32 protein-coding genes and 2 tRNA genes are annotated in these 18,369 nt (G+C 59.9%); 29 read left to right on the top strand and 5 right to left on the bottom strand.

Annotated elements, in window-relative coordinates; translation table 11 throughout:
- Nucleotides 1-84: 84 nt before the first annotated feature.
- The 3 genes from AC1AY0_RS03925 to AC1AY0_RS03915 all read right to left on the bottom strand — a co-directional run bounded on the left by AC1AY0_RS03925 (nucleotide 85) and on the right by AC1AY0_RS03915 (nucleotide 3,739).
- Nucleotides 85-663: a manganese efflux pump MntP gene (locus AC1AY0_RS03925; RefSeq protein ID WP_476522942.1), complete on the bottom strand. Its 579-nt coding sequence runs from the start codon at nucleotides 661-663 to the stop codon at nucleotides 85-87.
- A 181-nt stretch (nucleotides 664-844) separates the two neighbouring features.
- Nucleotides 845-1,336 carry an inorganic diphosphatase gene (locus AC1AY0_RS03920; RefSeq protein WP_476522941.1) on the bottom strand — a complete coding sequence of 164 codons (492 nt, stop codon included), beginning with the start codon at nucleotides 1,334-1,336 and terminating at the stop codon, nucleotides 845-847.
- 102 nt (nucleotides 1,337-1,438) lie between these two features.
- A complete protein-coding gene (locus AC1AY0_RS03915; RefSeq protein ID WP_476525903.1) occupies nucleotides 1,439-3,739 on the bottom strand; it encodes an alpha-1,4-glucan--maltose-1-phosphate maltosyltransferase in 2,301 nt (766 codons plus the stop codon).
- Nucleotides 3,740-3,973: 234 nt separating this feature from the next.
- Here AC1AY0_RS03915 and AC1AY0_RS03910 point away from each other — a divergent pair, with 234 nt between their 5' ends.
- On the top strand, nucleotides 3,974-5,953 hold the full coding sequence (locus AC1AY0_RS03910; protein WP_476525901.1) for an LPXTG cell wall anchor domain-containing protein: 1,980 nt from the start codon (nucleotides 3,974-3,976) through the stop codon (nucleotides 5,951-5,953).
- Nucleotides 5,954-6,067: 114 nt separating this feature from the next.
- Here AC1AY0_RS03910 and AC1AY0_RS03905 read toward each other — a convergent pair.
- A tRNA-Met gene (locus AC1AY0_RS03905) sits at nucleotides 6,068-6,170 on the bottom strand.
- Nucleotides 6,129-6,569 carry a helix-turn-helix domain-containing protein gene (locus AC1AY0_RS03900; protein WP_476525900.1) on the bottom strand — a complete coding sequence of 147 codons (441 nt, stop codon included), beginning with the start codon at nucleotides 6,567-6,569 and terminating at the stop codon, nucleotides 6,129-6,131. The genes AC1AY0_RS03905 and AC1AY0_RS03900 overlap by 42 nt, the downstream gene beginning before the upstream one ends.
- 143 nt (nucleotides 6,570-6,712) lie before the next feature.
- Between AC1AY0_RS03900 and AC1AY0_RS03895 the strand changes: the two genes are divergently transcribed.
- The 28 genes from AC1AY0_RS03895 (at nucleotide 6,713) to AC1AY0_RS03760 (ending at nucleotide 18,245) form a co-directional block, all read left to right on the top strand.
- Complete coding sequence (locus AC1AY0_RS03895; RefSeq protein ID WP_476525899.1) at nucleotides 6,713-6,988, top strand: helix-turn-helix domain-containing protein; 276 nt, start codon at nucleotides 6,713-6,715, stop codon at nucleotides 6,986-6,988.
- Nucleotides 6,985-7,395 (top strand): hypothetical protein, encoded by a 411-nt coding sequence (locus AC1AY0_RS03890; protein WP_476525898.1) that lies wholly within the window; start codon nucleotides 6,985-6,987, stop codon nucleotides 7,393-7,395. Before AC1AY0_RS03895 ends, AC1AY0_RS03890 begins: the two co-directional genes overlap by 4 nt.
- Before the next feature lie 96 nt (nucleotides 7,396-7,491).
- Nucleotides 7,492-8,391, top strand: coding sequence for a prohibitin family protein (locus AC1AY0_RS03885; RefSeq protein ID WP_476525896.1), 900 nt, complete (start codon nucleotides 7,492-7,494; stop codon nucleotides 8,389-8,391).
- Nucleotides 8,392-8,402: 11 nt separating this feature from the next.
- Complete coding sequence (locus tag AC1AY0_RS03880; protein WP_476525894.1) at nucleotides 8,403-8,591, top strand: hypothetical protein; 189 nt, start codon at nucleotides 8,403-8,405, stop codon at nucleotides 8,589-8,591.
- 402 nt (nucleotides 8,592-8,993) lie between these two features.
- Nucleotides 8,994-9,275, top strand: coding sequence for a hypothetical protein (locus AC1AY0_RS03875; protein ID WP_150335841.1), 282 nt, complete (start codon nucleotides 8,994-8,996; stop codon nucleotides 9,273-9,275).
- Entirely contained in the window at nucleotides 9,272-9,763 is a 492-nt protein-coding gene (locus AC1AY0_RS03870) for a hypothetical protein (RefSeq protein WP_476525892.1), read from the top strand. The genes AC1AY0_RS03875 and AC1AY0_RS03870 overlap by 4 nt, the downstream gene beginning before the upstream one ends.
- On the top strand, nucleotides 9,763-10,314 hold the full coding sequence (locus tag AC1AY0_RS03865; protein ID WP_476525890.1) for a single-stranded DNA-binding protein: 552 nt from the start codon (nucleotides 9,763-9,765) through the stop codon (nucleotides 10,312-10,314). Before AC1AY0_RS03870 ends, AC1AY0_RS03865 begins: the two co-directional genes overlap by 1 nt.
- Nucleotides 10,315-10,327: 13 nt before the next feature.
- Entirely contained in the window at nucleotides 10,328-10,741 is a 414-nt protein-coding gene (locus AC1AY0_RS03860) for a hypothetical protein (RefSeq protein WP_476525889.1), read from the top strand.
- A 62-nt stretch (nucleotides 10,742-10,803) separates the two neighbouring features.
- Nucleotides 10,804-11,802: a hypothetical protein gene (locus tag AC1AY0_RS03855; RefSeq protein ID WP_476525887.1), complete on the top strand. Its 999-nt coding sequence runs from the start codon at nucleotides 10,804-10,806 to the stop codon at nucleotides 11,800-11,802.
- Nucleotides 11,799-12,215 carry an HNH endonuclease gene (locus AC1AY0_RS03850; protein ID WP_476525885.1) on the top strand — a complete coding sequence of 139 codons (417 nt, stop codon included), beginning with the start codon at nucleotides 11,799-11,801 and terminating at the stop codon, nucleotides 12,213-12,215. The genes AC1AY0_RS03855 and AC1AY0_RS03850 overlap by 4 nt, the downstream gene beginning before the upstream one ends.
- Nucleotides 12,212-12,865 carry an exonuclease domain-containing protein gene (locus tag AC1AY0_RS03845; protein WP_476525883.1) on the top strand — a complete coding sequence of 218 codons (654 nt, stop codon included), beginning with the start codon at nucleotides 12,212-12,214 and terminating at the stop codon, nucleotides 12,863-12,865. The genes AC1AY0_RS03850 and AC1AY0_RS03845 overlap by 4 nt, the downstream gene beginning before the upstream one ends.
- On the top strand, nucleotides 12,862-13,068 hold the full coding sequence (locus AC1AY0_RS03840; RefSeq protein WP_476525881.1) for a hypothetical protein: 207 nt from the start codon (nucleotides 12,862-12,864) through the stop codon (nucleotides 13,066-13,068). The genes AC1AY0_RS03845 and AC1AY0_RS03840 overlap by 4 nt, the downstream gene beginning before the upstream one ends.
- Before the next feature lie 6 nt (nucleotides 13,069-13,074).
- Nucleotides 13,075-13,296 carry a hypothetical protein gene (locus AC1AY0_RS03835; RefSeq protein ID WP_476525879.1) on the top strand — a complete coding sequence of 74 codons (222 nt, stop codon included), beginning with the start codon at nucleotides 13,075-13,077 and terminating at the stop codon, nucleotides 13,294-13,296.
- Nucleotides 13,293-13,667 carry a DUF3310 domain-containing protein gene (locus AC1AY0_RS03830; RefSeq protein ID WP_476525877.1) on the top strand — a complete coding sequence of 125 codons (375 nt, stop codon included), beginning with the start codon at nucleotides 13,293-13,295 and terminating at the stop codon, nucleotides 13,665-13,667. Before AC1AY0_RS03835 ends, AC1AY0_RS03830 begins: the two co-directional genes overlap by 4 nt.
- A complete protein-coding gene (locus AC1AY0_RS03825) occupies nucleotides 13,664-13,927 on the top strand; it encodes a hypothetical protein (RefSeq protein ID WP_101625582.1) in 264 nt (87 codons plus the stop codon). The genes AC1AY0_RS03830 and AC1AY0_RS03825 overlap by 4 nt, the downstream gene beginning before the upstream one ends.
- Nucleotides 13,924-14,232, top strand: coding sequence for a hypothetical protein (locus AC1AY0_RS03820; RefSeq protein ID WP_476525876.1), 309 nt, complete (start codon nucleotides 13,924-13,926; stop codon nucleotides 14,230-14,232). The genes AC1AY0_RS03825 and AC1AY0_RS03820 overlap by 4 nt, the downstream gene beginning before the upstream one ends.
- Nucleotides 14,229-14,429, top strand: a complete 201-nt coding sequence (locus AC1AY0_RS03815) for a hypothetical protein (protein ID WP_476525875.1) — start codon at nucleotides 14,229-14,231, stop codon at nucleotides 14,427-14,429. The genes AC1AY0_RS03820 and AC1AY0_RS03815 overlap by 4 nt, the downstream gene beginning before the upstream one ends.
- 178 nt (nucleotides 14,430-14,607) lie before the next feature.
- Nucleotides 14,608-14,823, top strand: coding sequence for a hypothetical protein (locus AC1AY0_RS03810; protein WP_476525874.1), 216 nt, complete (start codon nucleotides 14,608-14,610; stop codon nucleotides 14,821-14,823).
- A complete protein-coding gene (locus tag AC1AY0_RS03805; protein ID WP_476525873.1) occupies nucleotides 14,820-15,149 on the top strand; it encodes a hypothetical protein in 330 nt (109 codons plus the stop codon). The genes AC1AY0_RS03810 and AC1AY0_RS03805 overlap by 4 nt, the downstream gene beginning before the upstream one ends.
- The gene (locus tag AC1AY0_RS03800; protein WP_476525871.1) at nucleotides 15,146-15,364 is read left to right on the top strand and encodes a hypothetical protein; all 219 of its coding nucleotides are present in this window, start codon (nucleotides 15,146-15,148) and stop codon (nucleotides 15,362-15,364) included. Before AC1AY0_RS03805 ends, AC1AY0_RS03800 begins: the two co-directional genes overlap by 4 nt.
- Nucleotides 15,364-15,615, top strand: a complete 252-nt coding sequence (locus AC1AY0_RS03795) for a hypothetical protein (RefSeq protein ID WP_476525869.1) — start codon at nucleotides 15,364-15,366, stop codon at nucleotides 15,613-15,615. The genes AC1AY0_RS03800 and AC1AY0_RS03795 overlap by 1 nt, the downstream gene beginning before the upstream one ends.
- A 2-nt stretch (nucleotides 15,616-15,617) precedes the next feature.
- Complete coding sequence (locus tag AC1AY0_RS03790; protein WP_476525868.1) at nucleotides 15,618-15,845, top strand: WhiB family transcriptional regulator; 228 nt, start codon at nucleotides 15,618-15,620, stop codon at nucleotides 15,843-15,845.
- Entirely contained in the window at nucleotides 15,842-16,072 is a 231-nt protein-coding gene (locus AC1AY0_RS03785; RefSeq protein WP_476525867.1) for a hypothetical protein, read from the top strand. Before AC1AY0_RS03790 ends, AC1AY0_RS03785 begins: the two co-directional genes overlap by 4 nt.
- Nucleotides 16,069-16,305 (top strand): RNA polymerase subunit sigma, encoded by a 237-nt coding sequence (locus AC1AY0_RS03780; RefSeq protein ID WP_476525865.1) that lies wholly within the window; start codon nucleotides 16,069-16,071, stop codon nucleotides 16,303-16,305. The genes AC1AY0_RS03785 and AC1AY0_RS03780 overlap by 4 nt, the downstream gene beginning before the upstream one ends.
- A 136-nt stretch (nucleotides 16,306-16,441) precedes the next feature.
- Nucleotides 16,442-17,284, top strand: a complete 843-nt coding sequence (locus AC1AY0_RS03775; RefSeq protein ID WP_476525863.1) for a hypothetical protein — start codon at nucleotides 16,442-16,444, stop codon at nucleotides 17,282-17,284.
- An 86-nt stretch (nucleotides 17,285-17,370) separates the two neighbouring features.
- Nucleotides 17,371-17,465, top strand: a tRNA-Ser gene (locus AC1AY0_RS03770).
- Nucleotides 17,466-17,610: 145 nt separating this feature from the next.
- The gene (locus tag AC1AY0_RS03765; RefSeq protein WP_476525861.1) at nucleotides 17,611-17,922 is read left to right on the top strand and encodes a hypothetical protein; all 312 of its coding nucleotides are present in this window, start codon (nucleotides 17,611-17,613) and stop codon (nucleotides 17,920-17,922) included.
- Nucleotides 17,907-18,245, top strand: coding sequence for an HNH endonuclease (locus AC1AY0_RS03760; protein WP_476525859.1), 339 nt, complete (start codon nucleotides 17,907-17,909; stop codon nucleotides 18,243-18,245). The genes AC1AY0_RS03765 and AC1AY0_RS03760 overlap by 16 nt, the downstream gene beginning before the upstream one ends.
- Nucleotides 18,246-18,369: the final 124 nt, after the last annotated feature.

The raw sequence follows: 18,369 nt of genomic DNA, 5'->3' as shown, positions 1-18,369 counted from the left end.
TTTTGAAGGGGAAAATCGTCACTATGTTTGCGGGTACATGGTTGAGCCGCGTACATAATGACGATTTGTGCGCTTTGTGCGTTATTAGAAGGCGATGATGCCGAGATGCTCCAGCAGAACCTTGACACCGATAAGAATCAGCACCACACCACCGGCAATTTGAGAGGGTTGCTGCCAACGAGAGCCGAATACGCGCCCGATATACAGGCCGGCTGCGGAGAACAGGCCAGTCACGATGCCGATGCAGGTAACAGAGAAGATGACGTTGGTTTTCATGAACGCCAGGCTCACACCCACGGCAAAAGCATCGATGCTGCAGGCCACGGCTAGCGGCAGCATATGCTTCCAGTCGAATTGCGGGGTTTCCTTAGCGTTCTCTTCAGGCTCTTCGAATGCTTCGTGCACCATGTTGCCGCCGATGAACACTAACAGGCCGAAGATAATCCAGTGGTCGAATTCGGTGACGTATGAGCTGAACGCCGATGCAGCGAAATAGCCAAGCAAGGGGAACAAAGCCTGGAATCCGCCGAACCAGAGTGCGGTTTTAATGGCGTCTTGGGTGCGAACTTTTTGGACCGTGAGGCCTTTTCCAATGGATACGGCAAACGCATCCATAGCAACAGAAACAGAAATCAACAAGGTTTGAATGATTATGGCAATCATGAATATTGAGAAGGTTCATCACTGGCTACCGCCATGCGATGGGCCTCGACCAGCGCTCCCACACGCCGCCTACGCCTAGTTGAAAAGACAAGACGCCATTATACAGCAATGGCTCCCAAAAGGGAGCCATTGCTAAAATCTATCCTTCGATCCCATCAGAGGGAGCCGAAGGAAGCGGAAATCACTTAGAAGCGGCGAGACGTTCGCGAGCCTCGACGATTTCCTTCTCTGCCACGTCAGCACCGGTCCAGTAGTCGCCCGGCTTGACTTCCTTGCCCGGCTCCAGAGCCTTGTACTGCTCGAAGAAGTGCTTGATCTCAGCGAGGTGGTACTCGTTGACATCCTTGACGTCCTTGATGCCGTCGTAGCGAACGTCAGCCGGCACGCACAGCACCTTGTCGTCGCCGCCCTCTTCGTCTTCCATGTGGTACAGACCCACGGCGCGGCACTCGATGACGCAGCCCGGGAACACAGAGTTCTTGACCATCACGAGAGCGTCCAGCGGATCGCCGTCCTCGCCCAGGGTGCCCTCGATGTAGCCGTAATCATCCGGGTAACCCATAGCGGTGAAGAGCTCGCGATCCAGGAAGACGCGACCGGTCTCCTGATCGACTTCGTACTTGTTCTTGGAGCCGCGCGGAATCTCGACTACAACGTTGAAGGTTTCTGCCATTGTTTATCTCCTTGTTTGGAAACTATTCGTTACACACACTACTACCGACTGTGCGAGCCGTCACACTGCGTTGCTTCACGCAGTGTGACGGCTCGCAAGCAATCACTGCACAGTCAGAATATGAGCCACGTCAGCCCACGGGGCGAGCGAGACGAAGTTGTCCCAGCCCCACTGGAATTCGCGGCCGGTCAGCTCATCGCGTACGGTCAGTGGACGGTCGGTGGGCAGGCCCAGCTCGCCCAACTCAACATGAACCATAGCCTGATGCGCGTTATGGCCATCGAGGTTGACTACTACGATCAGCGTATCCGCCTGACCGGTACCGGTCAGCTCGGCCGGCGTATGGCGAGCGAATGCCAGAATATTCGGGTCGGAAGTCGGTAGAATAGTCAGGTTATGGTAGCTCAATGCAGCCGGATGCGAGCGGCGGATCTTGTTCAGCGCAGTGAGCATCTTGGCCACGCCGTAACGCTGGGCCTTGGACCAATCACGAACCTTGACCTCGTACTTCTCGTTATCGATCTGCTCCTCGAAGCCCGGGCGCTGCTTGTTCTCAATCAGCTCGAAGCCGTTGTAAATACCCCAGCTCGGGGAACCCATGGCGGCGAGCACTGCGCGCACGCAGTGACCGGCGATGCCGTTGTCGCGCACGTAAGCAGTCAAGATATCCGGCGTGGTAGGCCAGAAGGTGTTGTGCTGATAGTAGCCGTCGTCACCATTGGTAACCGGCAGGTACTCTTCCAGCTCTTCCTTGGTGTTACGCCACGGGAAGTAGCAGTGGGACTGAGTGAAGCCCACGTAGCTCAATGCGCGCATCATGCCCGGGCGAGTGAAGGCTTCAGCCAGGAACAGAATCTCCGGGTGCTTCTTGGTCACAGCGGCGATTACGTCCTGCCAGAAACGAACCGGCTTGGTGTGCGGGTTATCGATACGGAAGATGGTGACGCCTGCATCAATCCACAGGTTCAGCACACGTTCGACTTCCTTTTCAATACCGGGCATATCCGCGTTGAAGTCAATCGGGTAAATGTCCTGATACTTCTTCGGCGGGTTCTCAGCGAAGGCGATAGTGCCGTCTGGCTTGTGGCGGAACCAATCCGGATGCTGCTTGACCCACGGGTGATCCGGCGAGCACTGCAGAGCAAAATCAAGGGCGATTTCCAGTCCCAGCTCGTGAGCGCGGGCGCACAGAGCCTTGAAATCATCCATAGTGCCGAGCAGCGGATCAACAGTATCGTGACCGCCAAGCTCGGAACCAATGCCGAACGGGGAACCTGGATCGTCAGGTCCGGCAACCAGCGAATTATTACGACCCTTACGGTTCGTCACACCAATCGGGAAGATCGGCGGCAGGTAGACAATGTCGAAGCCTTCTTCCTTAGCGCGTTCAAGGCCAGCGAAGGAAGTCTTCAGTGTGCCCTGAATAATCTTGCCGGTGTTCGGGTCAACCGTGGCACCTTCGGAACGCGGGAAGAACTGGTACCAAGCCGCAAAGCTGGACTTCGGACGCTCTACCTTGAAACGCTGCGGCTGGCTTGGAGAAATGCCGTCGCGCAGCGGGTTGGACTCGTGAAGGGCTGCAATATGCGGATTATCGCCGGCTGCCAGACGCTCCTCAGCGCTCAGCGATTCATCGGCCATGGTCTCGGCGGCCTGCTGCAGCGTCTTGCGCTCGCGGGCAGGAAGACCAGCATCCGGGGTCACGGCCCAGCGAGCCAGCAATTCGGCGCCGGAGTTCAATGCGTTATCCACATCATCCATGACGCGCACCTTGATGCGTGCGTCATGCAGCCAGGACTTATACGTGTCTTCCCAGCCTTCGATGGTGACCGTCCACTCGCCAAGCTGACGCTTGACTGCAGCGTAACCGTCTTCCCAAGGCTTCAGATCACTGTGATCGCCGCACTTCAGGGTGACTTCCCAACGGTCCAAGCCCGGGTTGGTGCAGGTCATGGCGCGGCGCAGCGTTTCCTTGCCGCGCGGGTTGCGCACAATTGCCGTGGCACCCACCTTGGTACGGCCTTCGATGAACACCTGAGCGGTCATCGTGAACGGTTCGCCGAGTTCCACGCGAGCCGGGTAGATGCCACGCTCCTCAGCGGGAGTGATGTCCATAACGTTGATGCGGCCGAACTGGCCAAGCTCTTCTGCTGGAATGGACGGGGCCGGAGCTTCGCCGGTCAGGCCCTTGAGTGCTGCATTGGCACGTGCGGTTTCAGCATCGACGCGCTTGCGAGTGGTTTTGGTGGTTTTAGCGGCCTTGGATCGGGAAGTCGCCTTTGACTTCGCTGCCTTGGAAGGCTTGGAGACCTTATCGGTCTGAGCGGCCTGGGCGGCCTTGAGAGGTTCTTCGGAATTATTTGTGCGCGAATCCGCGCTATGTTGTACTGCCATACGGCCCATTCTAAGGGGAATCCGACATTTGGCGTGCATTGTGGACAACTTTTGGATGAACGTTCGATAAATGGCTTGAAGTGGATAACTCAACGTGCAAGTTATCCACAACTCGCCGGCAGACGGCAAGCTCGAACCACATTGCCTAAAAACCGGTCGGTGAACGCCGAAAATCTGCCATGCTCGTGGCCTATCCGCACGCAATGACGCGGGCGAATCCAAACCTGAAGGAAAGGAACGGACATGGTGGCATCATGGTGGCGGAAGCGCCTGATTGCAATAGGGGCAATGCTGACGGGCTTGGCGATGATGCTGGGCGTAATCGTCGGAATGCCGATTCATGCATACGCGGCAGATCTCGCTGTTTCAGCTGATCATCAAAAAATACCGTTTAAATTCAACGATGTGAACCTTGAACTAGGCGTTATTGCCAACGACGCACAAGGAAATCACTACTACTGTATTGAAGCGGCCAATATTACGAATTATCAGATTGGCCCTACTTGGATAGTTGACGACAATATGACAGTACGCCGTTTGGCATGGCTGTTCGACCGTTATCACGACGCATCAACCAATGATTACGCGGCAATTGCATCGCTGGTTCAAGACAAGATCGGTAATCAGGAGCAGTGGCAGCCTCAGCGCGCCTATCTTGTGGGGAAGTATCCGGAAGTGTTCACTCGGGCGCAGGAGTTGTGGCAGGAGGCGGAGAATGGGACGCCGTCCAATGCCGTAATTGAAAGCACTTATGCCGAAGGCTTGCGCCAAGGCGAAGTCAAGGCAGCTGTGGTCAGCGGGGATGCCCAGCAAGCAACTCCGGTTGCCGGTGTGCAGTTCACCATTACGCTGGATGGTCCTGCGGTATTTGAGGAAAACGGCCAAAAGACGCTCACCAAGACTTCCACAAATGAGTCAAAGGCTTATGCATGGAAAGCTACCGGGCGTGGTGAGGTGAAAGCAAGCATTACGTATGACATTCCTCGAATGAAACATATGGATGCACGTCAGGATATGCGGACGTTTGATTCATTCAGCTCCACTTCGGGAGAGGCCGTGACCTTCAAAGTCCGCAAAGATTTCACGCCATCAGTGATCACACAAGTGTCCAGCAAAGTCTTGGACGCAGGTGCCACTGTGTTTGATGAAGTGACCAGCGGTGTGACGGGCTCGGAGAGCCACTGGGTGCCGGATTTGTTGTTGGAAGCTCAAGGCTACTATTTCGCTGGCCTTAGCGTTGATGATTTGGCGCATATAGCAGCGCCTACAACTGGCGAACAAACCGATGATTATCTAGCGCGCTTGAAGCAGGACGGATATTCGCCGGTCGCATACGGTAGTGCATCGTTCACTGGTCCCGACCAAGTCGCTCACGTACAAGCCATGACCACGCCAGATGGCAGCACGCCATATGTGACTCGCTCGCCTGGCGGGTTCAGCACATGGGTGTGGGTGTTCCGCAAATCCAAGCAAAGCAAGGAAGCTCAGGAGTATCTTACTGGCGATTGGAACAGCGGTTTCCTGGAGGCTTCGGAAAGCGGCTCGAATCGCAGTGAGCTTACTGTGAAATCTACTGTGACTGAGCATTCCGCTCACGTCGGCTCTGAGTTGAGCGACACTATTACGGTTTCCGGTTTTCCTGATGATCACGGTAGTTTCACCGGGAACGAGGACTTTGGGTTCGGTGCCGATCGACTCCATGCACAAGTAAGCGTGTGGTGGGCGGGTGATTCGGATAATCCAGCGAATGATGAGCAATACAAGCCAACCGGTGCTGCAGTACCTCAGGAAGATAGTCATCATCGCAAACTGATTACATGGAATATTCCGGCAAAAAATGGCACATTCAAGATTGGTGCTGGTGCTCTTGACGCTTATGGCGATCCCATGACTATTACGGCACAGGAGCATGGCTGGTATGTGTTCGTTTGGGAATTCAAAGGCGATGATCGCGTGATGCCCGCAGCAAGTCGATATGACGATGCTTGGGAACGCACTCGTGTGACTGAGCCATGTGATCCTGAGAAACCTTGCGATCCCGAAGAACCGGAGGAGCCAGTGGAACCGCAAGAACCTGAGGAACCGCAGAAGCCCCAAGAGCCGGAACCGGAAGAATCCTTGCCGAATACGGGCACCAACATGATTCCTCTGTTAAGCGTCGCAGTGGCGGCCGTACTTATCGGTGGCGCTGTATTGTTCATCGCTAGTAAGCGACGTATTTAGCTGAGGACTGTGCGGGTCATAGACTGCGGACTGCGGTGCTAGTCTCTGCAGTCCTAGTCGGTTCTGGCCAGTGGATATGAAAAAACCGGAACCCATTCGGATTCCGGTTTCTATTGGTAGCGGGGCATGGATTTGAACCATGGACCTCTGGGTTATGATCCCAAACGGCGTAAAACTAAGCCGCGAGAACCATTGCCGGGGTCTTCCATGCCCCGCCACCTAGGCGGAAGTCGTCATCGTTGACGACTGGCAAACCTCCAATCTTGTTTGTGGTCAACCAAGACCATTCAGTGCGGTGCTCGCCGCCCTCATCGCTTCCGTCATCCTTGGACGCATTGATTATCTCTACTGCCTTCGTTGGAGACAGATCGGGGTCAGATAGGTCATTGACGGACACGCTGAGGAATTCGGCGGTGCGGTACATGTCGTTGAAGCTCCATGAGCTTTCGTTTTTCATCATCCTAGAAATAGCCTGTGGGACTCGTCCTAGGTGCTTGGCTAAGTCCTTGCGGTACTTGCCTTCGAGGTGCATGAGCATATCGATGTTGCGCAGTGCGATCGACTGAGGGTCGGTTGCCTGTTCTCGCGCCATCGGAGCTGTGAGTGTTGCGGTCATATAGGCAATGTTAAACGAATATGCTTAATTACGCAAGTTTGCTTAGATTGGGATGCTCTTTACTTCGCGTGTCTGTAGAGATATTCACCTAAATGCGACACGCCAATTAAACGAAATCGCTTAGCGATGCTATATTGACAGCCATGACCGCTAATGAAAAACGTTTAGTTACACACGAGACTGCGAAGCGTCTCAATGACTTAGAGGGCGCTCGCCATCTAACCCAGCGCGAAGTCGCGGCTGGAATAGGAATGCTCGAACAGACCTACAGCAACAAGAAGAACGGCCTTCGCCCCTTCTCTGCGAAGGATTACAAGGCGCTCGCCGACTTCTTCAACACCAGTGTTGACTACCTCATGGGTCGAACCCTTGACCCGTGGCCGGTGGACAACCCCCAACCGGAAGAGGCGACGGCATGAGCGAGTCCAATCGTGAACCCGTATTGCTGTCCTCTCTGGAGGCATTGCAGCACAATCTTCAGGACGCCGGAATGCTGCGCATGAAAGCGTCCCTGTATTCGGAGGATGCCGTGCGCGAGGCGCTGGGAGACTCCGAATACAGGCGAATCTCGGAGAAGCTGGACAGGCGCGCGCTGCTGGCGCAGCTCGACGCGGTGTCCTTGTTCCTTCTACAAGTCCTTGGTCTTGCTCCGGTCGGTGAGGGCGAGGGCAATCTGCTGAGCGCCGAAACCGATGTAATGAACGGCGCGGGCGAGTTTCCTCACCTCTTCGCTTTCTGCATGATCCCGGAGCCACGCGGCGCTACTGGTTCCGACACGGAGATTATCGAGCGCTTCGTTAAGCGCCTCTCGTTGTGTCTGCATTGAAAATTCTTCCTTTCCCCGCTGTCGTGCGGATTGTTTCGGTGGCACCTTCAAGCCTACCGGCACGGGGAAAGGGCCTTACTCCTGAAAGGAACCCTCATGATCTGGTTTATTATCTCCATCGTCCTGCTGCTCTTCAGCGCCGTCATTACCGGCGTCGCGCTGTCCAACAACGTCAAGGGGGCCGGCATCGGCCTCATTCCGGGCCTCATCGGATTGCTGCTGCTGATCCCCTCATGCCTGTACTCCGTGGACGTGGGCGAGGTCGCGGTCATCCGCAACATGGGCGGCAGTCTGGCCGGCCATTCCGAAGACGCGGGCTTCCACTTGAAGACGCCGTGGCAGAGCATCGTCAAATACGACACCCGCAACAACCTCATCAACTTCTACAAAGACACCGATTACAAGTACGACGGCGGCAGCGCGGTCGGCAAGCAAGTCACCATCAACGACAAGAGCGGAGCTTCCGCAGACATCGACATCCAAGTCAACTACAGCCTCGATCCAAGCGCCGCCGAATACCTGTACTCGGAGTACGGCAAACAGCAGACGTTCACGCAGAACTACATCAGCAACGATCTGCGTTCCGCGGCCCGCGAACAGTCCGGCCGGTTCGACACCCTGACGATGCTCACCAACCGAGGCGAATACACGAAGGCGGTGCAAGAGGCGCTGGCGGCCAAGTGGAAGAAGATCGGCCTGACCGTCGAACAGGTCAGCGTGCAGGACGTGCGCTATGGCGACGAGATCGTCAAGAAGTACAACGAGGCCCAAGCGGCCGAGATCGACAAGCAGAAGGCCATGAACGAGCAAGAAGTCGCCAAGACCGAGGCCGAGACCAAGAAGATCAAGGCGCAGGGCGAGGCCGACGCGAACGCCGTGCTCAACGAAAGCCTGACCGACAACGTGCTCAAACAGCATTACATCGACGCGCTGTCCAACGCGGATCAGCTCGTCGTCGTCCCCGACGGCGCTGACACGCTCGTCCAGACCAAGTAAAGGAGGCGGTCATGTTCAAGCGTTATCCGTACACGATCGGCCTCGTGGCCGTCATCTCGTTCATCGGCTGCATAGCGTGGCTGCTCACGCATGAGGCGTGCATGCACCCGCTCGGCAACGGCTTGGCCGCGTGGTGGGCGTTCGTCGTCGTGCCCACCTTGTTCATCGCCATCGCCGAGGAAGCGGGGGATGAGGCGTGAACGTCCCCGTGCTGACCATCTAAAAGGCTTGCCCGCCATCATTGCATTCCCTTCCAATATGGCGGGCGGCGACAAGGAAAAGTCGTTAACACCACCTCTCTCAAACCCCGCGCGCCGTCGGCTCCCCACATTTTTCCGGCGGCGTGCGGTACGGGCGGGCAGGTTCGCCCCCGGCCAAGATCGGCGCAGTGGTGGCGTCGGCAACCAGCCGGGACGTGGTTCGATTCCACGGCCGTCCACTGCGATCGCGTCAACGTCGCCCCCTCGCACGCCACTGACAGGACACGCGGAATGCCCGTGCGAGCGGGGAGCGATGGACACGGCAGGCTTCGACTCCTGAGGCCGCACCACCGAGTCCAGCGCGACCGCAACCCACATACTCCGACAGAAAGGAACGCGCACATGGTGCATCAGCCGCCACCGGACGAATACGACCACAGGGAAGAGGGATGCAGCCTGTTCGAGTGGCCCCTGAGCGACGAGGCGCTGCACATGGGTGCCGGCGAGCTCTTGGACTCGCTCATCGACACGATCCGCAGGCTCAACAGCGACCCGCAATGGGATCGCACGCTGATCTTCCCCCGCTTCGGCGATGTGGTCGTGGATCGCGGACGCCGGCAGATCACCGCGCGCTGCATGTGGAAGATCAAGCCCGACTATCAGATGAAAGGAACCAAGAAATGACCGATATCTCGCTTGAGGAGCGCTTGGCCCGTAGCCTCGCCGGCCGGCTGCTCGGCTACACCGAGGGCGACGTGGACGACATCGCCAACGTGAAGGACTCGCTCGAAGACGCTCTCAAGGACGCCGGCGTTGAACTGTGCAAGCCGGTCAAGGCCGGCGTGTACGTCGCGCCCAACCCGGCCGAGGTGTCCGACTTCCTCGAAGAGATGTTCAAGAACGTCAAACCGCAGTTCGTCGTCACCGATGACGCCGATGACGACGACGAGGAAGAGGACGACGGCCCGGATGATGACGGCGAGCTTGCCGAGCTGGAGCATATGCGCGACGTGGCCGACATGGCCTATACGGCGCTCTCCGACCTCGCCCTGCACTGCCACAACCGCCGCGAAGACGTGGCATGGGGCATCGCGAGCAGCGCAGCCAAGGACGCGCACACCCTCGCCACGTTCGTCGGCGACTGGATCGAGGACATGGAGGACGAGGACTAGTGGCCGGCGAAACCCTGCTCACGATCGTCGGCAACCTCACAGGCGACCCCGAGATACGCACCACCGGCGGCGGTGCCCCGGTAGCGAACTTCACGATCGCCTCGACGCCCCGCAACCACAACCGCCAGACGAACCAGTGGGAGGACGGGCCGGCCCTGTTCATGCGCTGCTCGGCATGGCGAGACTTGGCCGACCATTGTGCGAAGACCCTGACCAAGGGCATGCGAGTCATCGCCCAAGGCCGGCTCTCGCAACGCTCCTATCAGGCTCAGGACGGCACGAACCGCACCGTCATGGAGCTGACCGTGGACGAGATCGGCCCCAGCCTCCGGTACGCGACCGCGCAGGTCACGAAACAGGGCGGCGGTAATCACGGCGGGTATTCGGGCGGCACCACCTACGGCAACCCCGCCGGCAACCCGCCCGCCACTCCACATCCGAACGCCGCGCCGTCGCAGCCGCCCGCATCCGATCCGCGGGCCAACGGCGGCAGCGGCTACACGTCGGACTCATTCGCCCCGGCCGATCCGGCCAGCGAACCGGAATTCTAGAAAGGACGCTCTCATGGCGAAAAAGAAGGACAAGGGGATACAGGACTCGCTCATACCCGACGAGATCACCCCGTTGCAGCTCCTACCCCTATCGGCCGCAGCCGGCGCGATCAAGAAAGCCGCCAGCGCGTTCCGCGTCAAGGCCGCACGCCTCTTGGAATGCGAGGACAAGGCCGAATACATCGAGAAGTACAAGGGCATCAGCCCCTACGTCGAAGCCCTATACGACGCGGACGCCGCCGCGCAGCACATCATCGACGAAGCCACGCTCATGGACGACCTGATGACCTACCCGACCGACACGCGCCGGCGGATCATGCGCGACGACCTCGAACGATCGTTCGACCCGTTCCACGAGCTGCCCACCACCGATGACGGGGAAGACGGCGGGGAGGCCGTCGATCCGAACACCGGCGAGATCAAATAACCCATCACATTGAGAGAGGCTTATATGCAGCAGTCAAATAAACGGGATGGTGCGTCGTGTCTGTGAACTTCGACAGCACCTTCGGCTTCGATCCGGGCGTGCAGGACAGCAGCATGGCCGCTCGCGGCCTGTACGCGACGATGGTGACGTGGTGCGACCACCAGATATACACGCGACCGGACTCGTTCGACGGCACCTTCGACCTCAAGCGCGTCAGAAGCGTGGGCGGAAACGCCAGACTCGTGCGCGAACTCGTGGAAAACGGCCTCCTCGAAGAGGCCGGCGAAGGCATGTACAGGGTCGTGACCCGTCGCGGTCTCGCCGTGTTCGGCAGCTTCAAGAACCAGAGGAAGCCGCTCACGCCCGAGGAAGCCGCCGAACTGCACGAAAAGAAGGTCGCGGCCGGCAAGGCAGGAGGCAAGGCGTCCGGCGCCGTCAGGCGCGCCAAAGCCGAAGCGGAAACGAAGCAAAACGAAGCAGACTCGAAGCAGACTGCTTCAACTTCAACGGAGCAAACAGGAAGCACTACCATACCTAACCTAACCAAGCCTTCTTCCTCCCCTAACCCCTCCGACGCCGGAATCGAAGCAAACCGGGTCGTGTCGCTCGCCGACGTCGAGGCCAAGGCGATGGCCGACCCGTTCGCCACCGCGTGGAACGCCTACCCGCGCCACACCGGGTCACGACGCGAGGCCGAAGCCGCATGGCAGGCCGCCATCGAAGGCCACGACGGACTGCCGCCCGTATCGCCCGCCGCCCTGATCGGCGCGGTCATCGCCTACGCCCGAACCTGCGACCAACCCCGATACGCGCCCAACATGAGCCGATGGCTCACCAACGGCACCTACCGCGACCACCTCCCCAAACCGCCGAAACCCCGATACGAATGGGGCATCTGCACCGAGCAATGGCAACAAGACCACATCCTCAGCCGTGTGCCCGAAGGCACGTTCACCGGCAGCATAGCGAGCAGCTTCTGGGCCAACGTCAAAGCCGGCACCGACCCCGAGGAAGCCGCCAACCGAGTCGTCCAAGAACTCAACCGGAAAGGAAAACCATGAAACGAAAACGAAAACCCACCACCGAAACCCGCCGGCAAGTCCTCCACCGGGACGGCTTCAAATGCGCCATCTGCGGCCAACCCATCGACACCAACTGGAGCGGGTACAGCATCCACCACCGCAGAATGCGCAGCCAAGGCAGCGACTACACGGGATTGCACGAGCCGGGCAACCTGCTCACCATCTGCGGCAGCGGCAGCACCGGCTGCCACGGCTGGGTACACGACAACCCGGAACGCGCCTACCGGCTCGGCTACCTCGTCCACTCATGGGCCGACCCCACCAGCACACCCGTCTACTACCGGCAACACGGTTGGCAGCAACTCCACGACGACGGCACCAGAACCCCGGTCGCACCGCCCGAAGACATGCCCGCATACATCCCCGACATCAAGGAAGGAACCAACGAATGAACACCGCCATGAAAACCATGACCGTCAGCGGCCAAACCATCCCGCTCGACCCGCCACGACCCCCGAAGAAACCCCACATGCTCCTCTGGATCGACACCGAAACCACCGGCATCGACCCACATCAGTGCGAACTCTTGGAAGTCGGCATGCAAATCACCGACATGAAAGCCGAAACCCACGGCGATTCACTGCATCTGATCGTCCACCCCGACAACGTGCGCAACTGGACCATGCACCCCGAAATGCTCAAAGCCTACGAAATGCACCTCGCCAACGGACTCATGCTCGCCTGCGCCGAAGCACCCAAGGAAGGCTACGACTACAAGCACACCGCGCTCAACATCCACGAATTCCTCAACGACCAACTCAGCCAATACACGCTCCACCCAGCCGGCACCAACATCGACTTCGACCTGCGCCAGCTCGACGTACACCTCAGCCGACACCTCGAACACCCCATCACCCAAGGACTCCACCACCGAAAACTCGACCTCACCACCCTGCGCCTCACGGATCAAGCCCTCGGCCTCGACCCCTACCAAAACCACGCAGGCACCCACCGAGTCCAAGACTGCATCCGCAGGGACATCAACGACTACGCCACCTACCTCGACCAATGGCGCACCGCCCACAAAGGAGACGAACGATGAACCGCGTCCAAGAACAGCTCAATATCGCCGTAGCGCTCCAGCACTCCGCCTCATCCCTGATCGCCTACTCCCAGCAGCTCACCGACGTAGTAGTGGACGAATGCGACCTGTTCGACATCGCCCCGCTCATCGCCGCCGAGTCCAAGAACCTCAAAGACCTCGCCAAACAAACCAAAAAACTCGGCGAATACGTGGCAGGCTGAACCACCATGAGAAAACACATCACGGCGCTCGACATCACCCTCGCCATCCTCGCGCTCGCCGGCTGCGCAACCCCGGAAAACGACGACAGCGGCACCTACGGCAACCCCCAAACCGGATACATCAACTGGTACGAAACCCCCGACCACAAAGCCAGAGTCCAATGCTGGAGCAACGGCAGCGGCGCATCCTGCGACTGGGACCACATGCAAACCAAGGACACGCAATGAACTGGATCAACGACCCCATCAACAGCCCGAAGCATTACACCGACTCACACCCAGGCATGGAATGCATCGACCTCACCGCCGACACCACCTTCTGCCTCGGCAACGCCATCAAATACCTCTGGCGCTACAAGAGCAAAGGCCGACCCATCGAAGACCTCGAAAAAGCCCGATGGTATTTATGCCGCCTGATCGACTACGGCGAAAAGATCGCATGGACCCGCCAACAACGCCGCATCCTCGAAAAACTCGCCCACGAACCCACCGACTTCACCACCGAAACCACCATATGGGCCGACCTCCAACAAAGCGACCCCGACACCGCCCTCACCCACCTCGACCAACTCATCGAACAGGAAAGGAACAACCAATGAGCACACGCATCTACTGCGACCAATGCGACACCGAAACCAGCGAGCGCGACGCCCTGCGATTCCACCTGTCGGGCTATTCGGCCAACCGCACCACTATGGGCCGGATCGAGGAAATCGAGATCGACATATGCCCCAAGTGCGCCGCCTCGTTCAACGGCACGCCCATCGGCCGGCTCGACATCAGCCGAGACCTCACGCTCCCCGGTGCCCCATACAAGCTCGAATACCAGCCCCAAGCCCAGAAAGGACAAACCGCATGAGCAGCATCATCACCAACGAGATCGAAGAACGCTACCCCTACCCCGACAACGGCGAGCGCCCCGTCACCCAGACGAGGCTCGGATCGTGTTTGGCGTCGCGGAAGGCGTATAGGGCCGGGGCGACGAGGAATCCCACGGATCGTGAGATCGATATGGCGGCGCTCGCCATCTACACCGGCACGTCGGGTATGAGCACAGAGGAGGTTTTGCCGTTGTGGCCGGACATGAACCCCGATGCGAAGGCCCAATACCGGAGGTTGGCGCGGTTGGCGATCACTGCCGCACGGACGGAGGCGCTGAAATGAGCGAACAGGTCGGGAAGATATTCACGCGGCGCATGCTCGAAACCGCGCTCGCGAGCGCCTTGGATATGGTCAGTGAGTCGTTGACGCCGCCGGCCGTGTATGAGGTGAGTCGGAACGACATCAAGGCGATAGCGAACAACATGTACGTGTTGGGCGGCATTGCGACCGACATCAGCGAACTGGAGGCGGGGGAGTGAGCAGCCAGTATTGCAAACCCACGGGCAGCGATCCGGTATGGCGCTGCCCGGTCTGCGGGCAATGGTGGCGGCTCGGCCTACCCAACGGTGACTTCTGGGAGCCGATAAGCACACTCAAAGCGTTCCTGCTCTACCACCCGAAATGGCGGGCGGAACGACGACACAGAAAGGCGAACGCATGACACGCATTCGCATCATGTGCGATCAGACGGACGGCACCACCATCAACCTCGGCACCATCGAAACCAGCGAGACCGGCGACACGCTCTACTCGGCGCACCCCAGCCTCACACAGGACATGTACCGGGACACCATCACCCTCGCCCTACTGCGCTGGATCAGCCATCTCGAACAATTCAGCCAAATCACCAACCAACCCAAGGAAGACGCATGAGCATCGACCTGACACAACAAGCGTTGAACGCGCTCGCCGACGCCGGCCTCGGCAACGACACTCCGGCCGAAGCCTACGTCATCGGATACACCCAAGGGCACGACGACGCGCTCGCGCTCGCCGTCCAGATCGAACAGGCCATCAACCATAGGCCGGCAAGCCCGGACGAGGCCGAACGGCTCGCGATGCGACTGCGCGACGAGGTTGGCGACTGCCCGATTGTCTACGAGAGCGACAAAGTCATCGCCGACAAGGTATTCGACTGGTGGGTGCGGCTCGCCGCCACCGCCTTGGACATCATCAACGGAACGGAGGCCACGCGATGAGCGATCGCATACGACTCACTCCGGCCATGCGCGACCTGCTGCTCGAAATCTGGGAGCAGGGCAGCGCCTACCCGGCGGATCGCAACCAACGGCGCACCTTCGAAGCCCTCGAAGAGCGTGACTACATCGAACACGTCACATGGGGCCGATGGCAGATCACCCCGCTCGGCGAACACGTCGCCAAACAACTCACCAACAAGGAAAGGACGCATTGATGCAGGTCAGCTTCACCGCCCACACGCCCGCCCACAGCATGCTCACCATCCAGCAACGCCTCGAAGCCGCAGGCTTCACCAACGTGCACGTCAACGCCATCGCCGCCGACGCCTATCCGTTCACCCGCACCAATCAGGAAGCCATTCAGGCCTACGAGGAAGGCAAACAACTCATGCAGGCACGCTACGGCCGCTTCGACAGCATGAAGGAAGCCCAACACATCAACCCCTACCGAGACGGAGACCGATAACCATGTGGCGACACCAAGCCGCATGCCGCACCGCCGACCCCGAACTCTGGTTCAGCAACAACCCACACGAACAAGAAGCGGCGCTCGCCATATGCCGGCATTGCCCGGTCATCGACGAGTGCCGCCAGTTCGCCGACGGGCACGATCGGATCAACGGCTACCCGTTGCAGGGCATATGGGGCGGCAAGCAGTACGGCCGGACGAACCGGCAGAGAAAGACACGAGAATGAACAACATCGACACCAACGTCACCGCCTATCAGATCGGGCCGGTCGTCATCATGCGCGGCACCGCCACGCCCACCACGAGGGTGGCGCACCCCGAATGCTTCGGCCGGTTCACCGTCATCGCCCTCTCCTATGGGAGCGCGATCCGCAAGTGCATGCGCCGCGTCGCGATCATGTGCGTCAAGCACTCCGCATGCGAACAGCTCGATAGGCAGGAGGCCGAAGCATGAAAGTCACCGAAGGCGTCAGGAAGATCATTGTGGAATGGCACGGCAAAGGCGTGCCGCCGGAAGAGACCGCGCAATCCCTGCGCATCCCCATCGACGAGGTGAAGGCCATCATCCTGCAAGCCCATCCGGCACCCGCGCAGCCGAAACGGCCCGAATTCCTCGAACCCCGCTTGCCTGCACTGGAAGAACCGCCGGCATCGGCGACAATAGGAGAGACAGTTAAGGAAAGTTAGCGGATCGTTGAAAGCAAGCCGTTCCCGGCCAATCCACCACACCGGGGACGGCTTCGGGGAAAGTAAAAGCCCCCACCCGAAGGTGAAGGCCTTGCACATTGTCCAGTAGGCAAGTCTAGCACCAACGAGGGCGGGGATGATGGAACAACGAGCATGCGCGGCCTGCGGCAAACCGGCCGGCGACGCGAACCTGTGCGACGAATGCGTCAAGGACTGGGCGAAACGCCTCGCATGGCTGTTGAAGGCCGGCATGCCAGCCCTCCAACAGATCGCCTACAAGCAAGCCACCACCCGCGAACGCTCGCCCCGTCACGGCAACGCCGCGTATGCGGCCCCGCCGGTCAACGAAGCCGCCCAAGCGCTCTACTCCACGGTGGAAACGCACTTGCAGCTCGCGGGCGGCATGCTCGGCGTCAAACCGATCGGCCGCGACCGGTACGAGCGCCCCCGCACCCTCCGACAGTGGGCCGACATCACCCGCCTGCTGCTGCATCACATGCACGACCTCGCACGCCTCGACACGGCCGGCGACCTATACGCCGACCTGATCCGCCTATCGGAGAAGGTCGAAACTGCCACCACGCGAGCCGGCGAGCGCCGTCTTGTCGGCGTATGCCCAGACTGCCTGAACATGGTGGGGGATGATGGGAGGCCGGTGCGCACGCCGATCTACGCCGCTCATAACGCGCGGTATGCGGTGTGCCCCGAATGTGGCGCATGGCTCGATTTGAAGCGCGTGCGGCTCGAATACCTGCGCAGCGCCGGGATCATGCACATCACCCGCACCCAATCCGACGCCGCACGATGGATCAGGGAAAACACCGGCGTCAACGTAAGCGGCAAGGACTTGGCGAACTGGCGCAGCCGGGGCAAGATGCCGTCCACGCGGCGCATCGACCGGCATTACTGGGAGTGGAACATCATGGAGCTGTTGGCGTGTGCGCAGGATCGCGCCGAACGGGACGCCGGCGACGTTTGAACGTGAGACAGTTTCGTGTTACGCTGTCGCGTGTAATCGGAGTATCGAAAAAGCCTCACCCGCCGGGTGGGGCTTTTCTCGTATCCGGATGGTTGGCCGAGCGGTCGAAGGCACCCGCTTGCTAAGCGGGCAGGCATGATACAAGCCTCATGCCTCGCGGGTTCGAATCCCGCACCATCCGCCGGCCGCCGCCGACGCCAGTGCACAGTCGGCCATGCGGCACCCGAGAACACCACCACAAAGCGGCGAGCGCCGGCGGGCTTTTCCTCTCCTTTCTCCCGCCGGCCGCCTCGCCGTTGTTCCTATGAGGCTGGGAGGCTACACTGATGGCTTGCATTCGCGTTCTGAAGCGTTTCCCGAAGAATTGGGGGCGGTTGAACACGCTCGATTCCAGCAAGCCGGCGCATATGCGGCTGCTGAGCGCGTTGGTGCGGTATTGGGCGGGGGACTGGCGTGGCATGATCCCCGTGAGCGTGCCGCTGCGCATGTGCCGCTATGACAGGGGGCACCTGTACGCGCCCACCTGCATACGATCCCATACCGGCGGGCCCGTGATCCGCGACGGCGAGCCGGTGGTCAAATACCACGCCGTACCCATACCGAGTGAGCTTAGGCCGTTGGTGTGGGGGCTGCTGTGAACGTTCGTCGCACCAACTCGGCCGCACGGGCCCGCATCCGCAAGCGTCTGCTGTCACGCGCCAACGGCCGGCCCATCTGCGCACTGTGCGGCCAGCCCATAGACACCAGCCTCAGGACACCGCACCCCGGCAGTATGGAGATCGACGAGAAGCTGCCCGTTTCCAAGGGCGGCGACCCGTTCGACTTGGACAACTGCCAGCTCACGCACCGACGCTGCAACCAACGCAAGGGCAACCACCAATACACCAGACTCGACGCCGAGCCGGCGACGCAGGCACAGCGCCGCACGCCCAAGCCGATCCCGCTGTCGCGCCAATGGTAGGGGCGGTATACCCTCCCTCGGGGGCCTAGCCCTTCTCGGGCCATAGGGCTTCGGATACCCCCGGCACTGTTTTTTCCACGGAACCTCCCCGCAGGGCGTTCCGCCCGACGGCGCGGAAACACCG

Source organism: Bifidobacterium sp. LH_416, assembly GCF_056357055.1.
Note: the sequence above shows the minus strand (reverse complement) of the source record. Positions and strands in the feature narration are given on the sequence as shown.